Origin of the sequence: Pseudoduganella sp. UC29_106 (genome assembly GCF_044055365.1) — a bacterium.
Lineage (GTDB): Bacteria > Pseudomonadota > Gammaproteobacteria > Burkholderiales > Burkholderiaceae_D > Rugamonas.
On sequence record NZ_CP171977.1, the window covers coordinates 7,212,946 to 7,230,530 of the forward strand.

The window sequence follows — 17,585 nt, forward strand, 5'->3', positions numbered from 1 at the left end:
GGCCATGAGCACCGCATCGCTGGCTTCGCTGACCACCGCCGACTTCGTGGCACTGAAGACGTCCGGCATTGCCGGCCTGTCGACCGCCCAGTTCGCGTCGCTGACCACGCTGCAGATCGGCGCCATGACCAGCGCCCAGATCGGCGGCCTGAGCACGGCCGTGATCAACGCCGGCCTGACGACCGCCCAGGTGGCCGCGCTGACCACCAGCCAGGCATCCGGCCTGACCTCGCGCCAGATCACGGCCCTGTCTACGGCCAGCGTGGCGTCGCTGGAAACGGCAGACCTGCAAGCGCTGAAGAGCAGTGTCATCAGTGCCCTCAGCACCACTCAGGTGGCCGCCCTGACCACCGCGCAAGTGGCGGCACTGACCACCGCGCAGGCTTCGGCGATCGTCTCGGCCCAGGTGGCCGGCCTGTCGACCGCCAGCGTGGCTTCGCTGGAGACGGCTGACCTGATCGCACTGAAGACCAGCGCCATCGCCGCCCTGAGCTCGGCCCAGGTGGCATCGCTGACGACGGTACAAATCGGTGCACTGACGACGGCCCAACTGGGCGCCCTGTCGACCTCCGCGTTCGCCGCGGCGCTGACTTCGACTACCGCGGTGGTCGCGCTGACGACCTCGCAGGCAGCGGCTCTCAGCTCCGGCTTCGTGTCGGCCCTGAGCACCGCCAGCCTGGCAGCGCTGGAAACCGCTGACCTGGCGGTGCTGAAGACTGCGGCGGTAGCGGCGCTGAGCTCCAGCCAGCTGGGCGCCCTGGGCAGCACGCAAGTGCAGGCCCTGACCACGGCCCAGGCTACGGCCCTGAGCAGCAGCCAGATCGGCGGCCTGTCGACCGCCAACGTGGCTTCGCTGGAAACCCAGGACTTGGCCGCGCTGAAGACCAGCGGCATCACGGCTCTGAGCACCACGCAATTGGCCGCCCTGAGCACGACGCAGCTGCCGGCGATGACGACGGCGCAGATTGCAGCGCTGTCGACCGCGCAGGCTGATTCGCTGAGCAGCACGCAGCTGGCATCGTTGACGACCGCGCAGCTGGCTGCCCTGCACCCGTCCACGCCAATCATCCTGGATCTGAACGGCGACGGCGTGCAGACCCTGAGCGTAGCTTCCGGTGTCCAGTTCGACATCTTCGCTCAAGGCAGCAAGGTCAGCACCGGCTGGGTTGGCGGTGGCGACGCCCTGCTGGTCCGCGATCTGAACGGCAACGGCAGCATCGACAACGGTAGCGAACTGTTCGGTAGCTCGGCAACCCTGAAGGATGGCAGCAAGGCATCCGACGGTTACCAGGCGCTGTCCGAGCTGGACGAGAACGGCGATGGCGTGATTGACAAGAAGGACAGCGGCTTCGCTTCGCTGAAGGTATGGGTCGACGGCAATGCCGACGGTGTCAGCCAGGCGAACGAGCTGAAGAGCCTGACCGATGCCGGTGTGGCCAAGCTGAACCTGAATGCCGAGACCAGCAAGGTCAACAACAACGGCAACTGGGTTGGCCTGACCTCCAGCTTCGAGACCGTCGATGGCACCACGCACGAGATGGCCGACGTCTGGTTCAAGACTGGCGCACCGGAACTGCGCAATGCTGTTACCGGCCTGGCGCAGGGAATTGCCGCCTTCAACGGCACCGAGCAGGCGGTGACGGCCGGCGCCAAGCTGGAAATGCCGGCTTCCGCCCAGGAAGCAAGCAAGCTGGCTGCGGTAGGCTCGATGGTGGACGCCCTGAAGCAGTTCGGCGCCGACGGCAAGCCGCTGGGTGGCAGCACCCTGGCAGGCAGCGGCGACAGCCACCTGAAGGCTCCGGGCCTGCAGGATACGAATGGCAATGGCTTCCTGACAATCGGCAAGTAAGCCCGGCCGCGAGCGGGGCGGCGCAAGACGCCCCGCTGGCAGCGCAAAACGGCGACGGCATCCACGTCGCCGTTTTTTTTTGCAGTCACAATGTTGAATCTGGGATACAAATCCCTCCATGGCGCGGGCGCATCGCGGTAGAATCGCCCATGCGCTCCGCGCCACGTTTCCCAATTCCCGACGATGCAAGCAAAACATTCCCACACCGTCATCCAGTGCCTGACGGCGATCGCACAGCACCATGGATTGCAGATTAACCCGGAGCGTGTGATCGATGATTACGCACTGCAGACCGAAGAACCCTGGGGAGCCCGCCTGCTGCGCATCGCAGCGGATATCGGATTGAAAGCCAAGCATGCCAAGCTGTCATGGGACAACCTGCTGGCCCAGGGGGGCGTGTTTCCGCTGATCGCGCGCTTGAACAACGGCAATGCGGTGATCGTGGTGGGCGCGCGTGCCGATGAAGGCGATGGCAAGGTGGCCATCCTCGATCCGCTGGAGCAGGGCGCGGGCGTGATCCTGCTGCAGCGCTCGCAGTTCTGCACGCGCTGGGAAGGCGAAACTGTCTTCGTCAAGCGTCAGCACGCGCTGACCGATCCCAACCAGCCGTTCAGCCTGCGCTGGTTCATTCCCGAAATCCTGAAGCAGAAGGCGGCCTTCCGCGATATCGCGATTGCCGCCATTGCCATGCACATCCTGGCGCTGGCTTCGCCCATCTTCTTCCAGCTGGTGATCGACAAGGTGCTGGTGCACCAGAGCGCATCCACGCTGACGGTGCTGGGCTTCGGCATTATCGGCGCGCTGGCCTTCGACGCCACCTTCGGCTACTTGCGCCAGCTGCTGACGCTGGCGGCCACCAACAAGATCGATATGCGTCTGACGCGGCGCACCTTCGGCCACCTGCTGTCCCTGCCGATCGATTATTTTGAGACGACGACCGCGGGTATCATCACGCGCCACATGCAGCAACTGGAGAAGATCCGTGGCTTCCTGACCGGCAAGCTGTTCTTCACGGCGCTGGACTGCACGGCGCTGCTGATCTTCATGCCCATCCTGTTCAGCTACTCTGTGAAGCTGGCGCTGATCGCGCTGGCCTTCACTGCCGCCATTGGCACCACCGTGGCCATCATGGTGCCGCCATTCCAGCGCCGCCTGAACGCACTGTATGCGGCCGAGGGCAAGCGCCAGGGCATGCTGGTGGAGACCGTACACGGCATGCGCACCGTCAAGGCGCTGGCCATCGAACCGGCCCAGCGCAAACTGTGGGACCAGCGCTCGGCCGAAGCCATCACGCTGCATTTCAAGGTGGGCCAGATTGCCATTACCGGCAACTCGGTGGTGGACTTCCTCGGCAAGCTGCTGCCGGTGGTCATCATCATCATCGGCGCCGGCGACGTGTTCACCAACACGCTGTCGGTGGGCGCGCTGATCGCCTTCCAGATGCTGACCCAGCGCGTGACCCAGCCGTTGATCGCATTGGTCGGCCTGATCAACGAGTACCAAGAAACCGCGCTGTCGGTGCGCATGCTGGGCGAGGTCATGAACCGTGCGCCGGAAGGCCGCGGCGGCAACGCCGGATTGCGTCCCACGCTGCAGGGCAATATCACTTTCGACGCCGTCACCTTCCGCTACCCGGGCGCCGCCAACACGGCCCTGGACCGCGCCAGCTTCACCATCAAGGCTGGCACGGTGGTCGGCATTGTCGGTCGCAGCGGCTCCGGCAAGACCACGCTGACCAAGCTGATGCAGGGCCTGTATCCAGTGCAGGAAGGGCTTATCCGCTTCGATGCGGTAGACGCGCGCGAAATCGACCTGGCCCATATGCGGCGCCAGATCGGCGTTGTGCTGCAGGAGAACTTCCTGTTCCGTGGCACGGTGCGCGAGAACATTTGCGCCACCAAGCCGGAAGCGACCTTTGAGGAAATTGTCGAAGCGGCCAGCGCGGCCGGCGCCGACGAATTCATCGAGCGCATGCCGCAGGGCTACGATACCCTGCTGGAAGAAAATGCATCCAACCTGTCCGGCGGCCAGAAGCAGCGCCTGTCGATTGCTCGCGCGCTGCTGGCCAAGCCGCGCATCCTGATCCTGGACGAAGCGGCTTCTGCGCTGGATCCGGAAAGCGAAGCGATCTTCATTGCCAACCTGTCCAAGATCGCAGTTGGCCGCACAGTGGTGATGATCTCGCACCGCCTGTCCACGCTGGTCAACGCGGACGCCATCCTGGTCATGCAGCGCGGCAGCCTGATGGACAGTGGGCGCCACGAAGAACTGTTGCAACGTAGCGAAACTTATCAGCACTTATGGAACCAGCAAACAAGCCACCTGTAAGCCAGGTCGCGGTGCGCCGCAAGAAGCAGCCGGACGTCGAATTCCTGCCGGACGCCGACGAAATCGAGCTGCGTCCGCTGCCGGCTTTCGCCCGCATCACACTGCCCGTCCTGGCCGCGGCCTTGCTGATTGCCATCTTGTGGAGCAGCTTTTCCCAGGTCGACCAGGTGGTGGTGGCGCGCGGCCGTCTGATCAACCCCTTGCCGAATATCGTTGTGCAGCCACTGGAAAATTCCATCGTGCAGACGGTCGATGTGCGCGTTGGTCAGATCGTCCGCAAGGGCGAAAAGCTGGCCACGATGGATCCGACTTTCACCGAAGCTGATGAAGCCCAGTTGCGCACCCGCCTGGCCAGCCTGGATACCCAGCTGGGCCAGCTGCAGGCCGAACTAAGCGGCGGCAACAGCGTCCAGCACGGCAACAGCGCCGACAGCCAGCTGCAGTCGCGCCTGGCCGCCGAGCGCCGCGCGAACTTCCAGGCCCAGAGCGCGCGCATCGAGGAGAACATCGCCAAGCTGCAAGCCTCGCTGGAAACCAACAAGCGCGACCAGCAGGTGCTGACGGCGCGCCTGAAATCGGCGCAGGAAATGGAAACGATGCAGGAAAAGCTGGTGGCCCAGCAGTACGGCGCCCGCATCAAGTTGCTGGAAGCGCGCGATAAACGCCTCGAAGTCGAGCGCGACCAGCTGCTGGCCAACAACCGCGAGCAGGAGATCAAGAAGGACATCGCTTCGCAGCAGGCCGAGAAGTCCGCCTTCGACAAGGGCTGGCGCCAGAAGGCGATGGAAGACATGCTGGTCATCTCGCGCGAACGCGCCGATGTGGCCGAACAGCTGGCCAAGGCCGACAAGCGCCATCAGCTGGTCAGTCTGAGCGCGCCAGCCGATGCGGTGGTGCTGGAAATCGCCAAGCTCTCGCCGGGCTCGATCGCGCGCGGCACGGAAGCCTTCTTCACGCTGGTGCCGCTGTCGGCCGAGCTGGAGGCCGAAGTGCAGATCGATGCACTGGACGTCGGCTATATCAAGAAGGGCGATCCGGTGCACGTGAAAGTGGAAGCTTTCCCCTTCCAGCGCCATGGCTCGCTCGATGCCAAGGTGCGCACGGTGTCGGAGGACGCTTTCCGCCGCGACAGCGCTTCACCCAGCGCCCCCGAATCCTATTACCTGAGCCGCATCGCGCTCGGCAACAAACCGCTGAAGAATATGAAACCGCAATCGCGCCTGCTGCCCGGCATGACCATCTCCGCCGAGATCGTGGTCGGCAAGCGCTCGGTGATGTCTTACCTGATCTGGCCGCTGACCAAGGCGCTGGACGAATCGATCCGCGAACCATGACCACTCGCATCAATATCACGCTGTTCCAGCCTGACCATCCGCGCTTTACCGTGATGCAGGCATACCAGGAAGTTATCGACAGCCTGGTCTGGGGTTTCCAGTCGCTGGGCTACCCTGTCACCACGCTTCGCAACGCTGTCGATGGCCGCGCCGTCAACATCGTGTTCGGCTGGATGCCGGCCTTCGCCATGGGCGGCATGCCCGAGTTTCCGCCCAATACCATCCTGTATAACCTGGAGCAGGTTTCGGTTGGCAGCATGAAAGGCTCGAAGGTGCTGGAGGCCGCCGCTGCCGGCTTCCAGATCTGGGATTACAGCGCCGCCAATGTGCGCAACTGGCGGCAGCTCAACCCGCGCCTGCCGGTCTACTACGCGCCGGTGTCGTATGCGCCCACGCTGGATCGCGTGCCGCAGCGCGAGGAAGAAATCGACCTGCTTTACATCGGCAGCCTGGGACCAAAGCGCAGCGAAAAGCTGATCCAGATGCAGCATGAGCGTAACAATGTGTCGATGGTGACCCTGGCCAATGTGTGGGGCCGCCAGCGCGACGAATTCATCGGCCGTGCGAAGATCCTGCTGAACGTATCGAATGAAAACCCGCGCTTCAAGGTGTTTGAAGTGGCGCGCGTGTCGTATTACCTTGCGAATAACAAGGCGGTGCTGTGCGAGCTGCTGCCGGACCAGGACATCGAGCCGGATCTGCAGCGCGTGCTGCGCTTTGCGCCGGCCGCGGAACTGGGCGATGCAGCCGATATGTTGTTGGCTGATCCACAGTTGCGGCACCGCTATGCGCAAGAGTGCGGCGAAGTGTTCCGCCAGCGAGACGTACGCCAAGTAATCCGCCAATTCTTCGGCTAATTCCCTCCCCCGCCGCCCCGGTGAACGGGGCATAATACGGCGGTAAATGATGACCACGAATGGACTAACTCATGCTTAACAACAAGACTATCCTGATCACCGGCGGCACCGGCTCGTTCGGCAAGCAATTTGTCAAAACGATCTTCGAGCGCTTCCAGCCCAAGAAAGTCATCATCTACTCGCGCGACGAGCTGAAGCAGTTTGAAATGGCGCAGACCTACAATGCGCCGCAGATGCGCTACTTTATCGGCGACGTGCGCGACCAGGCGCGCCTGATGCAGGCGATGGATGGTGTCGACTACGTGATCCACGCGGCCGCGCTGAAGCACGTGCCGGTAGCCGAATACAACCCGATGGAATGCATCAAGACCAATATCTACGGCGCGGAGAACGTGATCCACGCAGCCCTGGCCGCCAATGTGGAAAAGGTTATCGCACTGTCCACAGACAAGGCCGCCAATCCGATCAACCTGTATGGCGCCACCAAGCTGGCATCAGACAAGCTGTTCGTGGCCGCCAACAATATGGTCGGCAACCGCCGCACCACCTTTGCCGTGGTCCGCTACGGCAATGTGGTCGGCTCGCGCGGTTCCGTGATCCCCTTCTTCCAGAAACTGCTGGACAACGGCGCCACCGAACTGCCCATTACCGATGCACGCATGACCCGCTTCTGGATCACGCTGCAGCAGGGCGTGGACTTCGTGATCCGGAATTTCGAGCGCATGCACGGCGGCGAAATCTTCGTGCCGAAGATCCCGTCGGCCACTGTCACCGCGCTGGCGAACGTGATGGCGCCCACGCTGCCGACCAAGATCATCGGCATTCGTCCCGGCGAGAAGCTGCATGAAGTGATGTGCCCGATGGACGATTCGCACCTGACGCTGGAATTCCATGATCACTTCGTGATCCAGCCCTCGATCGCCTTCACCACCCGTCCCGACTACAAGACGAACAATATCGGCGAGCAGGGCACTCCGGTGGAAACCGGTTTCGAATACAGCTCCGGCACCAATAAGGAAGTGCTGGATGAAACCGGCCTGCGTGCGCTGGTGAAGCTGGGCCTGGGAGCTGCCGAGTGATTCCCTACGGGCGCCAGACCATTTCGGAAGAGGACATCGCCGCCGTCGTCGACGTGCTGCGGTCGGACTGGATTACCCAAGGCCCCAGTATCGACCGTTTCGAGCAGGGCCTGGCCGCCTATTGCGGCGCGCGACACGGCGTGCTGGTGTCGAACGCCACGGCGGCGCTGCACATCGCCTGCCTGGCGCTGGGCGTGGGCGAAGGCAGCCTGGTGTGGACTTCACCGAACACCTTCATCGCCTCGGCCAACTGCGCACTGTACTGCGGTGCGGATGTGGACTTCGTCGACATCGATCCCGATAGCTACAATATGAGCGTGCCGGAACTGGAGCGCAAGCTGGTGGCCGCGCGCGCCGCCGGCCGCCTGCCTCAGGTCGTGATCCCGGTGCACTTCGCGGGCCAGTCCTGCGACATGGCCGGCATTGCCCGCCTGGCGAAGGAGTACGGCTTCAAGGTGGTGGAAGACGCGTCGCACGCGGTGGGCGCGGATTACCGCGATGGCAAGGTGGGCAGCTGCCAGTACAGCGACATCGCCATCTTCAGCTTCCACCCGGTGAAGATCCTGACCACCGGCGAAGGCGGCATGCTGATGACCAATGATGCGGCCCTTCAGCAGCAGCTGGCGCGTCTGCGCTCGCACGGCATGGTGCGCACGCCCGCGCTGGCCGAGGAGCACGGCCCCTGGTACTACGAGCAGCAGGATCTGGGCTACAACTACCGCATGACCGACATCCAGGCTGCGCTCGGCTTGTCCCAGTTGCGCCGCCTCGATGAATTCGTGGCGCGCCGCCGCCAGCTGGCCGCGCGCTACGACAGCCTGCTGCAAGGCCTGCCGCTGCGTACGCCCTGGCAGCACCCGGAGGGCCGCTCGGCCTTCCACCTGTACCCGATCTGGATCGACGAACAGCGGGCAGGCAAGAGCCGCCGTGCCGTGTTCGAAGCGCTGCGCGCCAGCGGCATCGGCGTCAACGTGCACTACATTCCCGTGCCGACCCAGCCTTACTACCAGCGCCTGGGCTTCCATCCTGGCCAGTTCCCGGCCGCCGAGCGCTATTATCAGGGCGCCATCAGCCTGCCCATGTACTTCAGCCTGAGTGAGGCGGAGCAGGATCAGGTCGTGGCTGCCGTGCGAAAGGCCCTGGCATGAGGATCGCGATCATCCCCGCCCGCGGCGGCAGCAAGCGCATCCCGCGCAAGAATATCAAGCCCTTTGCCGGCAAGCCGATGATTGCCTACGCCATTGATGCGGCGCGCGGCAGCGGCCTGTTCGATCATGTGGTGGTCAGTACCGATGACCAGGAAATTGCCGACATCGCGCGCCGGTGCGGCGCCGAAGTACCCTTCATGCGCCCGCCCGAGCTGTCGGACGACCATGCCGGCACCGTGCCGGTGATCGCCCACGCCATCGAGGCTTGCCGCGCCGCGGGCTGGGATGCGCAACAGGTCTGCTGCATATATCCGGGCGTGCCGCTGCTGCGTACCGAGGACCTGCGCGCCGCGCATGCCTTGCTGGAGGCGGGCGATGCCGACTACGCCTTTACGGTGGCCTCCTTCCCGGCCGCCGTGCAGCGCGCGCTGCGCCGTTCGCCGGAAGGCAAGATGGCGCCGATGAATCCCGAGTTCGTGCGCACCCGCACCCAGGACCTGGAACCGGGCTACTACGACGCCGGCCAGTTCTACTGGGGCACTGCAGCAGCCTGGCTGAAAGGCGATTCGCCGCACCAGAACGGCAAGGGCCTGGTGATTCCGGAATGGCGCGCGGTCGACATCGACACGCCCGCAGACTGGCGCCGCGCCGAGCTGCTGTTCAATGCGCTGGCGGGTGTCGATGACTGATGCGGCGCCCCGGCCCCATGAAAGTCGCAATCCGCACTGACGCTTCCCTGCACATCGGCACCGGCCATGTGATGCGCTGCCTGACGCTGGCCGAACGGCTGCGCGCCGCCGGCGCCGAGGTGCTGTTCGTGTGCCGCGAACACGAAGGCCATCTGTGTCAGCTGGTCGCGGCGCGCGGCTACCAGGTGGCGCGCCTGGCGCCGCCGGCGCCCGGCTGGCAAGCGCCCCCCTGCGCCCGCCCATGCGGCCTGGCTGGGCGCACCCTGGCAGCAGGATGCCGACGATACCGCAGCGGCCCTGCCCTGGCGGCCGGACTGGTTGCTGGTCGACCATTATGGCATCGAGCGCCAATGGCAGCAGGCGCTGCGCCCTGCCGTGGCGCGCATCATGGTACTGGATGACCTGGCCGACCGCGTCCATGACTGTGACCTGCTGCTGGACCAGAACGAGGCCGATCAGCCGCAGACGCGCTACGACGGCCTGGTGCCGGCGCACTGCCAGCGTTTGCTGGGTCCGCATTTTGCCGTGCTGCGTCCCGAATTTGCCGCGGCGCGCGCCACGCTGACCGCGCGCGATGGCCAGGTGCGGTGTGTCTTCGTCTTCATCGGCGGCGCCGACCCGGGCAATGAGACCGGCCGCGTGCTGCAGGCCTTGGCGGCCCTGGGACAACCCGGCCTGCAGATCGACCTCGTGATCGGCGCCGCCAACCCGCACCATGCGGCGCTGGCGGCGCAATGCGCGGCCATGCCGGGGGCCCGCCTGCACCGCCAGGTCGACAATATCGCGCAACTGATGGCGGGCGCCGACCTGGCCATCGGGGCCGGCGGCGGCGCCATGTGGGAACGCTGCTGCGTGGGGTTGCCCTCCATCGCGCTGGCGGTGGCTGACAACCAGCAAGCCGGCTGCGCGGCCATGGCGCGCCGGGGCCGGGTGCTGTACCTGGGCCAGTCCGCCGCGTTGGCACCGGGCGTGCTGCCGGCTGCAGTGCAACTGGCCAGCGCGTCGCCGTGGCTGCTGCAGCATCTGGCTGCCGCCAGCCTGGCGCTGGTCGATGGCCGCGGCGCCGAGCGCGTCGTGCGGCGCATGGCGGCGCTGCAGCTGGCCGGCGGCCTGCAGCTGCGGCGCGCACTGACGGATGACTGCGAGCGTTTGTGGGAGTGGCGCAATGCCGAGCCGGTGCGGCGTTTTTCCGGCGACAGTGCGCCGATTCCGCTGGCACAGCACCGCCAGTGGTTTGCTGCGGCGCTGGCCGACCCGGACCGGCTGCTGCTGATTGGCGAGATCGACGGCCAGGCCGCGGGTGTGTTGCGGTATGATCGCAGGCACCGGCAGGCCACGGTTTCGGTCTACCTGACTCCGGCCTTCCTCGGTCAGGGTATCGGCGCCAGCCTGATCGCCGCCGGCAGCGATTGCGCGGCGCGCCACTGGCCACAACTGGAAGTGATCGAGGCGCAGGTGCGCCCGCAGAACGTGGCCTCGGCCGCCGTCTTCGAGACGGCCGGCTTTGCCAAAGAATTTGACATCTACACTCAGCGGATCAAGGCGTGAACCATGCAAATCCAACATCGAACCATCGGCCCTGACGCCGCCCCCTTCATCATCGCCGAAATGTCCGGCAATCATAACCAGTCGCTGGAACGGGCGCTGGAAATCGTCGAGGCGGCCGGCAAGGCAGGCGCGCATGCGCTCAAGCTGCAGACCTATACCGCCGATACGATGACGCTGGCGCTGACCCAGGGCGAGTTCACCATCCGGGACGAGAACAGCCTGTGGAAGGGCGCCAACTTGCACCAGCTGTACCAGCAGGCTTACACGCCTTGGGAATGGCATGCGCCAATCATGCGGCGCGCGCAGGAGCTGGGCATGATCTGCTTCTCCACACCGTTCGACGAGAGCGCGGTGGACTTCCTGGAATCGCTCAACGTTCCGTGCTACAAGATCGCGTCCTTCGAGAACGTGCACCTGCCCCTGATCCGCAAGGTGGCGGCGACCGGCAAGCCGATGATCATGTCGACCGGCATGGCCAGCATCGCCGAGCTGGATGAAGCGGTGCGTGCGGCGCGTGGGGCCGGCTGCAAAGAGCTGGTGCTGCTGAAGTGCACCAGCACCTATCCCGCCACGCCGGCCAATACCAATGTGCTGACCATCTCGCACATGCGCCAGCTGTTTGGCTGCCAGGTCGGCCTGTCCGACCACACCATGGGCCTGGGCGCCTCGGTGGCGGCAGTGGCGCACGGCGCCACCGTGATCGAAAAGCACTTCACCTTGCGCCGCGCCGACGGCGGCGTGGATTCGACCTTCTCGATGGAGCCGGAAGAGCTGGCGGCGCTGGTCATCGAAACGGAGCGTGCCTGGCAGTCGCTGGGCCAGGTCACTTACGGCCCGACCGAGGCGGAAAAGAAATCGCTGCAGTTCCGCCGTTCCATCTACATCGCGGAAGACATTGCGGCTGGCACCGTGCTGACCGAACAGAATCTGCGCTGCGTGCGTCCGGGCATGGGCCTGGCGCCGAAGTACTACGAGCTGCTGCTGGGGCGCAAGGTCAACCGCGACGTGAAGAAGGGCACGCCGATGAACTGGGATCTGCTCGGTGGCGCCTGACCTGCACCGCGTGCTGCTGGTAGGCCTGGGCCAGATCGGCCTGGGTTACGACCTGCGCCTGGGGGACGACGTGGTGTATTCCCATGCACGCGCCTTCAGCCGCCATGCGGACTTCGCGTTGGCGGCTGGCGTCGACGGCGACGCCGGCCAGCGCGCACAATTCACCGGGGCCTATGGCGCGCCCGCCTACGCCACGCTGGCCGAGGCGCTCGATGCCCAGCCCGCGATCGACGTGCTGGTGATTGCGGTGCCGACCGCCGGCCATGGCGCCGTGCTGCGCGAAGTGCTGGCGCGCTGCTCACCGCGCGCCGTGCTGTGCGAAAAGCCGCTGGCGGACGATATCGGCGAAGCGCGCGCCATGGCGGCCCTGTGCGCCGAGCGCGGCGTGGCGCTGTATGTCAACTATATCCGGCGCAGCGATAGTGCCGTGATCGACGTAGCGCGGCGCATTGCCGGCGGCGCCATTGCCGGCCCCCTGAAAGGCGTATGCTGGTACTCCAAGGGTTTCCGCCACAACGGCTCGCACTTTTTCAACTTGCTGGAATACTGGCTGGGGCCGATGCGCGACTTTACCGTGATGGCGACGGGCCGCCTGTGGCAGGATCACGATCCGGAGCCCGATTTGCGCGTGCAGTTCGAGGGTGGCAGCGTGGTGTTCATGGCCGCGCGCGAGGAAGCCTTTTCGCATTACACCATCGAACTGCTGGCCGCCAACGGCCGCCTGCGCTACGAGCAGGGCGGCCAGCAGGTCGCCTGGCAGCCGGCTGTGGCGGGCGCGCTGGCCGGCTACACGGTGCTGGCGCCGCAGGCGGAGATGCTCGAAAGCGGCATGCGCTGCTACCAGCTGCACGTAACGCAGCAACTGGCCGCCGCCCTGCGCGGCGCGCCGCATGTGCTGTGCAGCGGGGCCGAAGCGCTGGCTACGCTGGAACACATGCAGCCCATCATTGAACAATGTACCCGGATGTAAAGGAAGTGAACATGAAAAACCTCGCAATCGCCGGCGGCGCCCCACTGCGCAGCGCGCCCTTCACTCTGCGCCGCACCATGGGCGAGGAGGAGCGCGCGGCCGTCAACGCCGTGATGGACAGCGACCAGCTGTCGTCCTTCTTCGGCAGTCCTGGCGACCAGTGGCTGGGTGGCCCGAAAGTGAAGGAGTTCGAGGCCAAGTGGGCGAAAAAATACGGCTTCAAGCATGCCATCTCGGTCAATTCCTGGACCACCGGCCTGCAGACCGCGGTCGGCGCCATGGGCATCGGCCCGGGCGACGAGGTGATCGTCTCGCCCTACACCATGTCGGCCAGCGCCACCGCCATCCTGTTCTACGGCGGCATTCCAGTGTTTGCCGATGTCGACCCGGACACCTATAACCTGACGGCCGAAACCATCGCCCAGCGCATCACGCCGCGCACCAAGGCCATTATGCTGGTGCATATCTTCGGCCAGGCCTGCGATATGGACCCGATCATGGAACTGGCACGGCGCCACAAGCTGAAGGTGATCGAGGATGGCGCGCAGTCGCCGGGCGTGCATTACAAGGGCCGGCCGGTCGGTGCGATTGGCGACGTCGGCGGTTTCAGCCTGAACTACCACAAGCATATCCATACCGGCGAAGGCGGCATGCTGGTCACCAATGACGACCAGGTGGCGTTGCGCTGCCAGCTGATCCGCAACCACGCGGAAAACCTGGTGGAAGCGCAGGGCGTCACCGACCTGACCAATATGATCGGCTCCAACTACCGCCTGACCGAGCTGCAGGCGGCAATCGGCATCTGCCAGCTGGACCGCCTGGATGGCTACCTGGCCACGCGCCGCCGGCTGGCCGCGCGCCTGGGCGAGCAGTTGGCCGGCATACCCGGCATCCAGGCAGCGCAGGTGGCGGACGGCGCCGAGCATGCCTACTATGTCTACCCGATCAAGTACGACGCCAGCGTCACCGGCATTCCGCGCGCCCTGTTCGCGCGCGCTGTGAACGCCGAACTGCCGGTGCCGGGGCACCCGGAGCAGGTTGGCCTGGCGCCGGCCTATGTGCGCCCGCTTTACCTGGCGCCGCTGTACCAGAAGAAGATCGCCATCGGCGGCCAGGGCTTCCCGTGGACGGTCAATGCGGATGTCGATTACGACTATCGAAAGGGCCTGTGCCCGGTGGTCGAGCGCCTGCACGAGGAGCAGATGCTGCTGACGATGCTGGTGCGCGAACCGCTGTCGGAAGCCGATATCGACGACTTCGCCGCCGCCATCCGTAAAGTGCTGGCGCACAAGGACGAACTGGCCGGCCTGGCCTGAGGCGCGCATGGCCAGTGCATTGGAGCTGCAGGAGCAGCATGACGACGCGGTTTGGGATGTCCTGGTGGACGCTTCGCCGCAGGGCACGGTGTTCGCGCGCTCGGGTTTCTTGCGCTCGCTGGGCGTGCCGTTCCGCCGCTTTGCCATCACCGCCGGCGGCAAGCCGCAGGCGCTGGTGGTGGGCGTCGAGCATGCCGACGGCACGCGCCTGGGCGGTTTCGACTACACGCCCTACCTCGGCATCCTGTTCCTGAACAGCCCGGACGAACCGGCGCGCCAGCGCGTGCTGGACGAATACCGCCTGACCGAGTTCGCCGTGCAGCAGCTGACGGCGCGCTATGCGGCGCTGGCGCTGCCACTGTCCTGGCTGGTGACCGATGTGCGCCCCTTCATGTGGCACAACTACCACGAGCCGGCGTTGGGCATGTTCCAGCTGACGCCGCGCTACACGGCGGTGCTGGACCTGTACGGCATCGACAGCGCGACCTTCCCGGCCCAGGTCCGTGCCTGCCGCCGCCAGGAATTGCGCAAGGCGGCGGCCTTCACTGTCAGCGATGCGCCGGATATCGAATGTTTCATGCACCTGTACCAGCAGACTTTCGCCCGGCAGGAAATCGCGCTGCCGCCGGCGCAGCTGGCGCTGGTGCGCCGCATCGTGCAGGATGCGCTGGAGCAGGGCTATGGCCGCCTGTCCGGCTGCGCCACGGCGCAGGGCATGGCCGCCATGACGCTGTTCCTGTTCGACCGCCGTCGTGCCTACTACCTGTTCGCCGCCAATGATCCGGAGCAGCGCAACACGGGGGCGGCCACCCGCCTGATGTTCGAGAATATCGCCCATGCCAAGCAGCGCGGCATGCGCGAGTTCGATTTTGTCGGCGCCAATTCGCCGCAGCGCGCCGATTTCAAGCTCAGTTTCAACCCCGAGCTGAAGCTGTATTTCGAGGCGCGCTACCAGCGCCCTGCGGCGCCATGAGTGGCAAGACCGCCATCGTGGCGCATGATGCGGGCGGCGCCGAAGTGCTGAGCAGCTATGTCCGGCAACAGCACCTGGATTGCCTGTTCGCGCTGGCCGGTCCGGCGCTGGCGGTTTTCCAGCGCAAGCTGGGCGCCATTGACAACCGCACGGTCGCGGAAGCGCTGGCCGGCAGTGCGCGCCTGCTGAGCGGCACCAGCTGGCAGTCGGACCTGGAGCGCAGCGCCATAGCAGCCGCGCGCGCGGCCGGCAAGCCATCGGCCGCCTGGCTGGATCACTGGGTCAACTACCGCATGCGCTTCGAGCAGGACGGGCAACTCTGCCTGCCGGACGAAGTGTGGGTGAGTGATGCCGAAGCGCAGGTCATCGCCGCCGCGGCGCTGCCGGAAGTGGCGCTGCGGCGCATGGAGAATCCGTATTTCGCCGAACTGCGCGACACGCTGCGGCAGGAAGCGCCGCTGTTCGCGATGCTGCCGGCGGGTCAGCTCGGAGTGCTGTTCGTGTGCGAGCCGGTGCGCGAACATGCGCTGCTGCGCTTCGGCAACGAGCGCCATTTCGGCTATACGGAGGAAGAGGCGCTGCGCTACTTCCTGTCGCACGTGGCGGCGCTGGGGCATCCGGTGGGGCGCATTGTGGTGCGCCCGCATCCGTCGGAAAAGCCCGGCAAATACGACGCGGTGGCAGCGGAGTTCGCGCTGCCCATCCAGTTCAGCGAGGGACATACGCTGAGTGCGGAAGTGGCCTCCAGCGATTGCGTGGTGGGCTGCAACAGCATGGCGATGGTGGTCGGACTGCTGGGCGGGAAACGCGTGATCAGCTGCGTACCGCCCGGCGGCCAGCCTTGCGTGTTGCCACACCCGCAAATCGAATCGTTGCAGCGGCTGCTGGCCTGAGGGCGCCGTTCAGACCGTTTCGCCGGGCGGCGTGAAATCGTCCCAGAAGCGGTTCAGCGGCGTGTCCAGCCCATTGTAGTAGATCGTGGACGTCATGCGCTCGCCCTGGTCCGGGCGGCCGTGGGCGTGGAAGCAGCGCGTGTCGAAGATGATGATGTCGCCCGCTTCGCCCGTCAGCTGCAGGGTTTGCGGCTTGTAGCGCGTGTACAGCGAGTAGCCCAGGTCGCCGTAGTCGGAACCGGCGGCGTAGCAGGCGAAGTCGATGATGCGGCGGTCCTGCTGGAAACGGTGGGTGCGCGGCACAATCTGCATCGGGCCGTTTCCCGGACTGACCTTGTCCAGCAATACCATCACCTTGTACTGGTTGCGCAGGCGGTCATAATGCCACCACTGGAATTCGTAGGCGGTCGACGGCAGCAGGTTGTCGACCACCATCACGGCGGGAATGATGCGGCGCGTGCGGTTGCCGATCGCGCGCTGCATCACCACTTCGAACAGAGGGTCCCAGCAGATCGACTGCGCCACCGGTGGCAGGTTGCTGGCCGCGAAAGAGGCGCGTGAATTCTGCCCCTGCATCATGCGCGGCCACAGCATGGCTTGCAGTTGCGGGTCCAGCACCTGCTCGCTGGTGACATCCAGCGTGTCCGCACGCTCGCGCACCTGGCGCGACAGCTGACGCATGCTTTCCAGCTGTTCCGGGTCCGTGAAATAGCCGCGGCACACCGTCAGCCCGGACTCGCGCAGCTGCCGCGCCATGATGGTGACGATGCGCTCGCTGTGGCTGTCGTCGTCCGGCTCGATGGGCGGCAGCGGGTAGCGCTCGTACACCTCCTCCACCGCGCTGCAGAAAACAGAATAGTCGCGCCGCAGCAGCGCGATGGCCTCGCTGCGGTCCATGGCATACAGTTGATCCAGGGTGCTCATTGGGCTCTCGGGAGATTACAGCAGCTGGCGCAAGGCGTAGCTGTCGCGGAACAGGCCGACATAATCGGCGAACTGGTGGAGGCGGAAGGCGTGCAAATTGCTGCTGTCGGCAACGAAAGTGTCGAGCAGCGCCAGGATGCCGCCCACGCTGTCGCGCGGCACCACGCGTGTGTCCGCGGTAGCCGCTTCCGCCTTGCCCAGCGGCGCCGGCACCGGGTTGACGACGGGGATGCCCTTGCGCAGGAAGTCGATGTCGGCATTGGTTGGCGCATCGTACATCAGGCACAGGTCGACGCTGTCGGCAAACGCTTGCAGCGAGCAGTTGATGCCAGCCAGCAGCGTCTCGCGCGTGATGCCCGTGCTGCCGCTCAGCAGCTCGACCAGCGACTGGCCCTGGCGGCAGCGCACCGCCAGCTCCAGGCCCTGCGCGCGGCACCAGCTGTCGATCTGGCGGATCCCTGCCAGGTAAGGTGCCCAGGCCGTGCACTGTACGCCGTTCAGTGACAGGCCGTTCAGCAGCAGGCCGACCTTCTTCAATGGCAGCGGCGGCGTGCTGCGCGCCGAGAATTCTTCCGCATAGCCCAGGCGGTGCTGCAGCAGGGCGCTTGCCGCGTCCGTCATACA

At 65.6% G+C, this 17,585-nt stretch carries 16 protein-coding genes and 1 pseudogene; 15 read left to right on the plus strand and 2 right to left on the minus strand.

Translation table 11 applies throughout. The annotated features are described in order from the left end of the window. Window positions 1-4 precede the first annotated feature (4 nt). From ACHMW6_RS35760 to ACHMW6_RS35830, 15 genes and pseudogenes are all read left to right on the plus strand, one after another. Window positions 5-106, plus strand: a pseudogene (locus ACHMW6_RS35760) (hypothetical protein); the annotation flags it as partial. An 18-nt stretch (window positions 107-124) separates the two neighbouring features. Beyond that, window positions 125-1,849, plus strand: a complete 1,725-nt coding sequence (locus ACHMW6_RS35765; RefSeq protein ID WP_395408791.1) for a hypothetical protein — start codon at window positions 125-127, stop codon at window positions 1,847-1,849. 183 nt (window positions 1,850-2,032) lie between these two features. Continuing rightward, the gene (locus tag ACHMW6_RS35770; protein ID WP_395404450.1) at window positions 2,033-4,177 is read left to right on the plus strand and encodes a peptidase domain-containing ABC transporter; all 2,145 of its coding nucleotides are present in this window, start codon (window positions 2,033-2,035) and stop codon (window positions 4,175-4,177) included. Then, window positions 4,150-5,511: an HlyD family type I secretion periplasmic adaptor subunit gene (locus ACHMW6_RS35775; protein ID WP_395404452.1), complete on the plus strand. Its 1,362-nt coding sequence runs from the start codon at window positions 4,150-4,152 to the stop codon at window positions 5,509-5,511. Before ACHMW6_RS35770 ends, ACHMW6_RS35775 begins: the two co-directional genes overlap by 28 nt. Next, on the plus strand, window positions 5,508-6,368 hold the full coding sequence (locus ACHMW6_RS35780; protein WP_395404454.1) for a hypothetical protein: 861 nt from the start codon (window positions 5,508-5,510) through the stop codon (window positions 6,366-6,368). The genes ACHMW6_RS35775 and ACHMW6_RS35780 overlap by 4 nt, the downstream gene beginning before the upstream one ends. Before the next feature lie 71 nt (window positions 6,369-6,439). After that, window positions 6,440-7,447 (plus strand): UDP-N-acetylglucosamine 4,6-dehydratase (inverting), encoded by a 1,008-nt coding sequence (gene pseB / locus ACHMW6_RS35785; RefSeq protein ID WP_395404456.1) that lies wholly within the window; start codon window positions 6,440-6,442, stop codon window positions 7,445-7,447. Continuing rightward, window positions 7,444-8,595 carry a UDP-4-amino-4,6-dideoxy-N-acetyl-beta-L-altrosamine transaminase gene (pseC, locus tag ACHMW6_RS35790; RefSeq protein WP_395404458.1) on the plus strand — a complete coding sequence of 384 codons (1,152 nt, stop codon included), beginning with the start codon at window positions 7,444-7,446 and terminating at the stop codon, window positions 8,593-8,595. Before pseB ends, pseC begins: the two co-directional genes overlap by 4 nt. Then, complete coding sequence (pseF, locus tag ACHMW6_RS35795; protein WP_395404460.1) at window positions 8,592-9,284, plus strand: pseudaminic acid cytidylyltransferase; 693 nt, start codon at window positions 8,592-8,594, stop codon at window positions 9,282-9,284. The genes pseC and pseF overlap by 4 nt, the downstream gene beginning before the upstream one ends. 17 nt (window positions 9,285-9,301) lie before the next feature. Further along, window positions 9,302-9,685, plus strand: a complete 384-nt coding sequence (locus tag ACHMW6_RS35800) for a hypothetical protein (protein WP_395404462.1) — start codon at window positions 9,302-9,304, stop codon at window positions 9,683-9,685. Beyond that, window positions 9,603-10,832 (plus strand): UDP-2,4-diacetamido-2,4,6-trideoxy-beta-L-altropyranose hydrolase, encoded by a 1,230-nt coding sequence (pseG, locus tag ACHMW6_RS35805; protein ID WP_395404464.1) that lies wholly within the window; start codon window positions 9,603-9,605, stop codon window positions 10,830-10,832. The genes ACHMW6_RS35800 and pseG overlap by 83 nt, the downstream gene beginning before the upstream one ends. A 3-nt stretch (window positions 10,833-10,835) precedes the next feature. Next, window positions 10,836-11,885: a pseudaminic acid synthase gene (gene pseI, locus ACHMW6_RS35810; RefSeq protein WP_395404466.1), complete on the plus strand. Its 1,050-nt coding sequence runs from the start codon at window positions 10,836-10,838 to the stop codon at window positions 11,883-11,885. Continuing rightward, window positions 11,875-12,855 carry a Gfo/Idh/MocA family protein gene (locus tag ACHMW6_RS35815; RefSeq protein ID WP_395404468.1) on the plus strand — a complete coding sequence of 327 codons (981 nt, stop codon included), beginning with the start codon at window positions 11,875-11,877 and terminating at the stop codon, window positions 12,853-12,855. The genes pseI and ACHMW6_RS35815 overlap by 11 nt, the downstream gene beginning before the upstream one ends. A gap of 11 nt (window positions 12,856-12,866) precedes the next feature. Next, on the plus strand, window positions 12,867-14,171 hold the full coding sequence (locus tag ACHMW6_RS35820) for a DegT/DnrJ/EryC1/StrS family aminotransferase (protein ID WP_395404470.1): 1,305 nt from the start codon (window positions 12,867-12,869) through the stop codon (window positions 14,169-14,171). 7 nt (window positions 14,172-14,178) lie between these two features. Continuing rightward, window positions 14,179-15,144 (plus strand): GNAT family N-acetyltransferase, encoded by a 966-nt coding sequence (locus ACHMW6_RS35825; protein ID WP_395404472.1) that lies wholly within the window; start codon window positions 14,179-14,181, stop codon window positions 15,142-15,144. Next, on the plus strand, window positions 15,141-16,037 hold the full coding sequence (locus tag ACHMW6_RS35830; RefSeq protein ID WP_395404474.1) for a hypothetical protein: 897 nt from the start codon (window positions 15,141-15,143) through the stop codon (window positions 16,035-16,037). The genes ACHMW6_RS35825 and ACHMW6_RS35830 overlap by 4 nt, the downstream gene beginning before the upstream one ends. 9 nt (window positions 16,038-16,046) lie before the next feature. Here ACHMW6_RS35830 and ACHMW6_RS35835 read toward each other — a convergent pair whose 3' ends face one another. Then, a complete protein-coding gene (locus ACHMW6_RS35835; protein WP_395404476.1) occupies window positions 16,047-16,961 on the minus strand; it encodes a phytanoyl-CoA dioxygenase family protein in 915 nt (304 codons plus the stop codon). Between the two features lie 15 nt (window positions 16,962-16,976). After that, window positions 16,977-17,582, minus strand: coding sequence for a hypothetical protein (locus ACHMW6_RS35840; RefSeq protein ID WP_395404478.1), 606 nt, complete (start codon window positions 17,580-17,582; stop codon window positions 16,977-16,979). Between the last annotated feature and the right edge of the window lie 3 nt (window positions 17,583-17,585).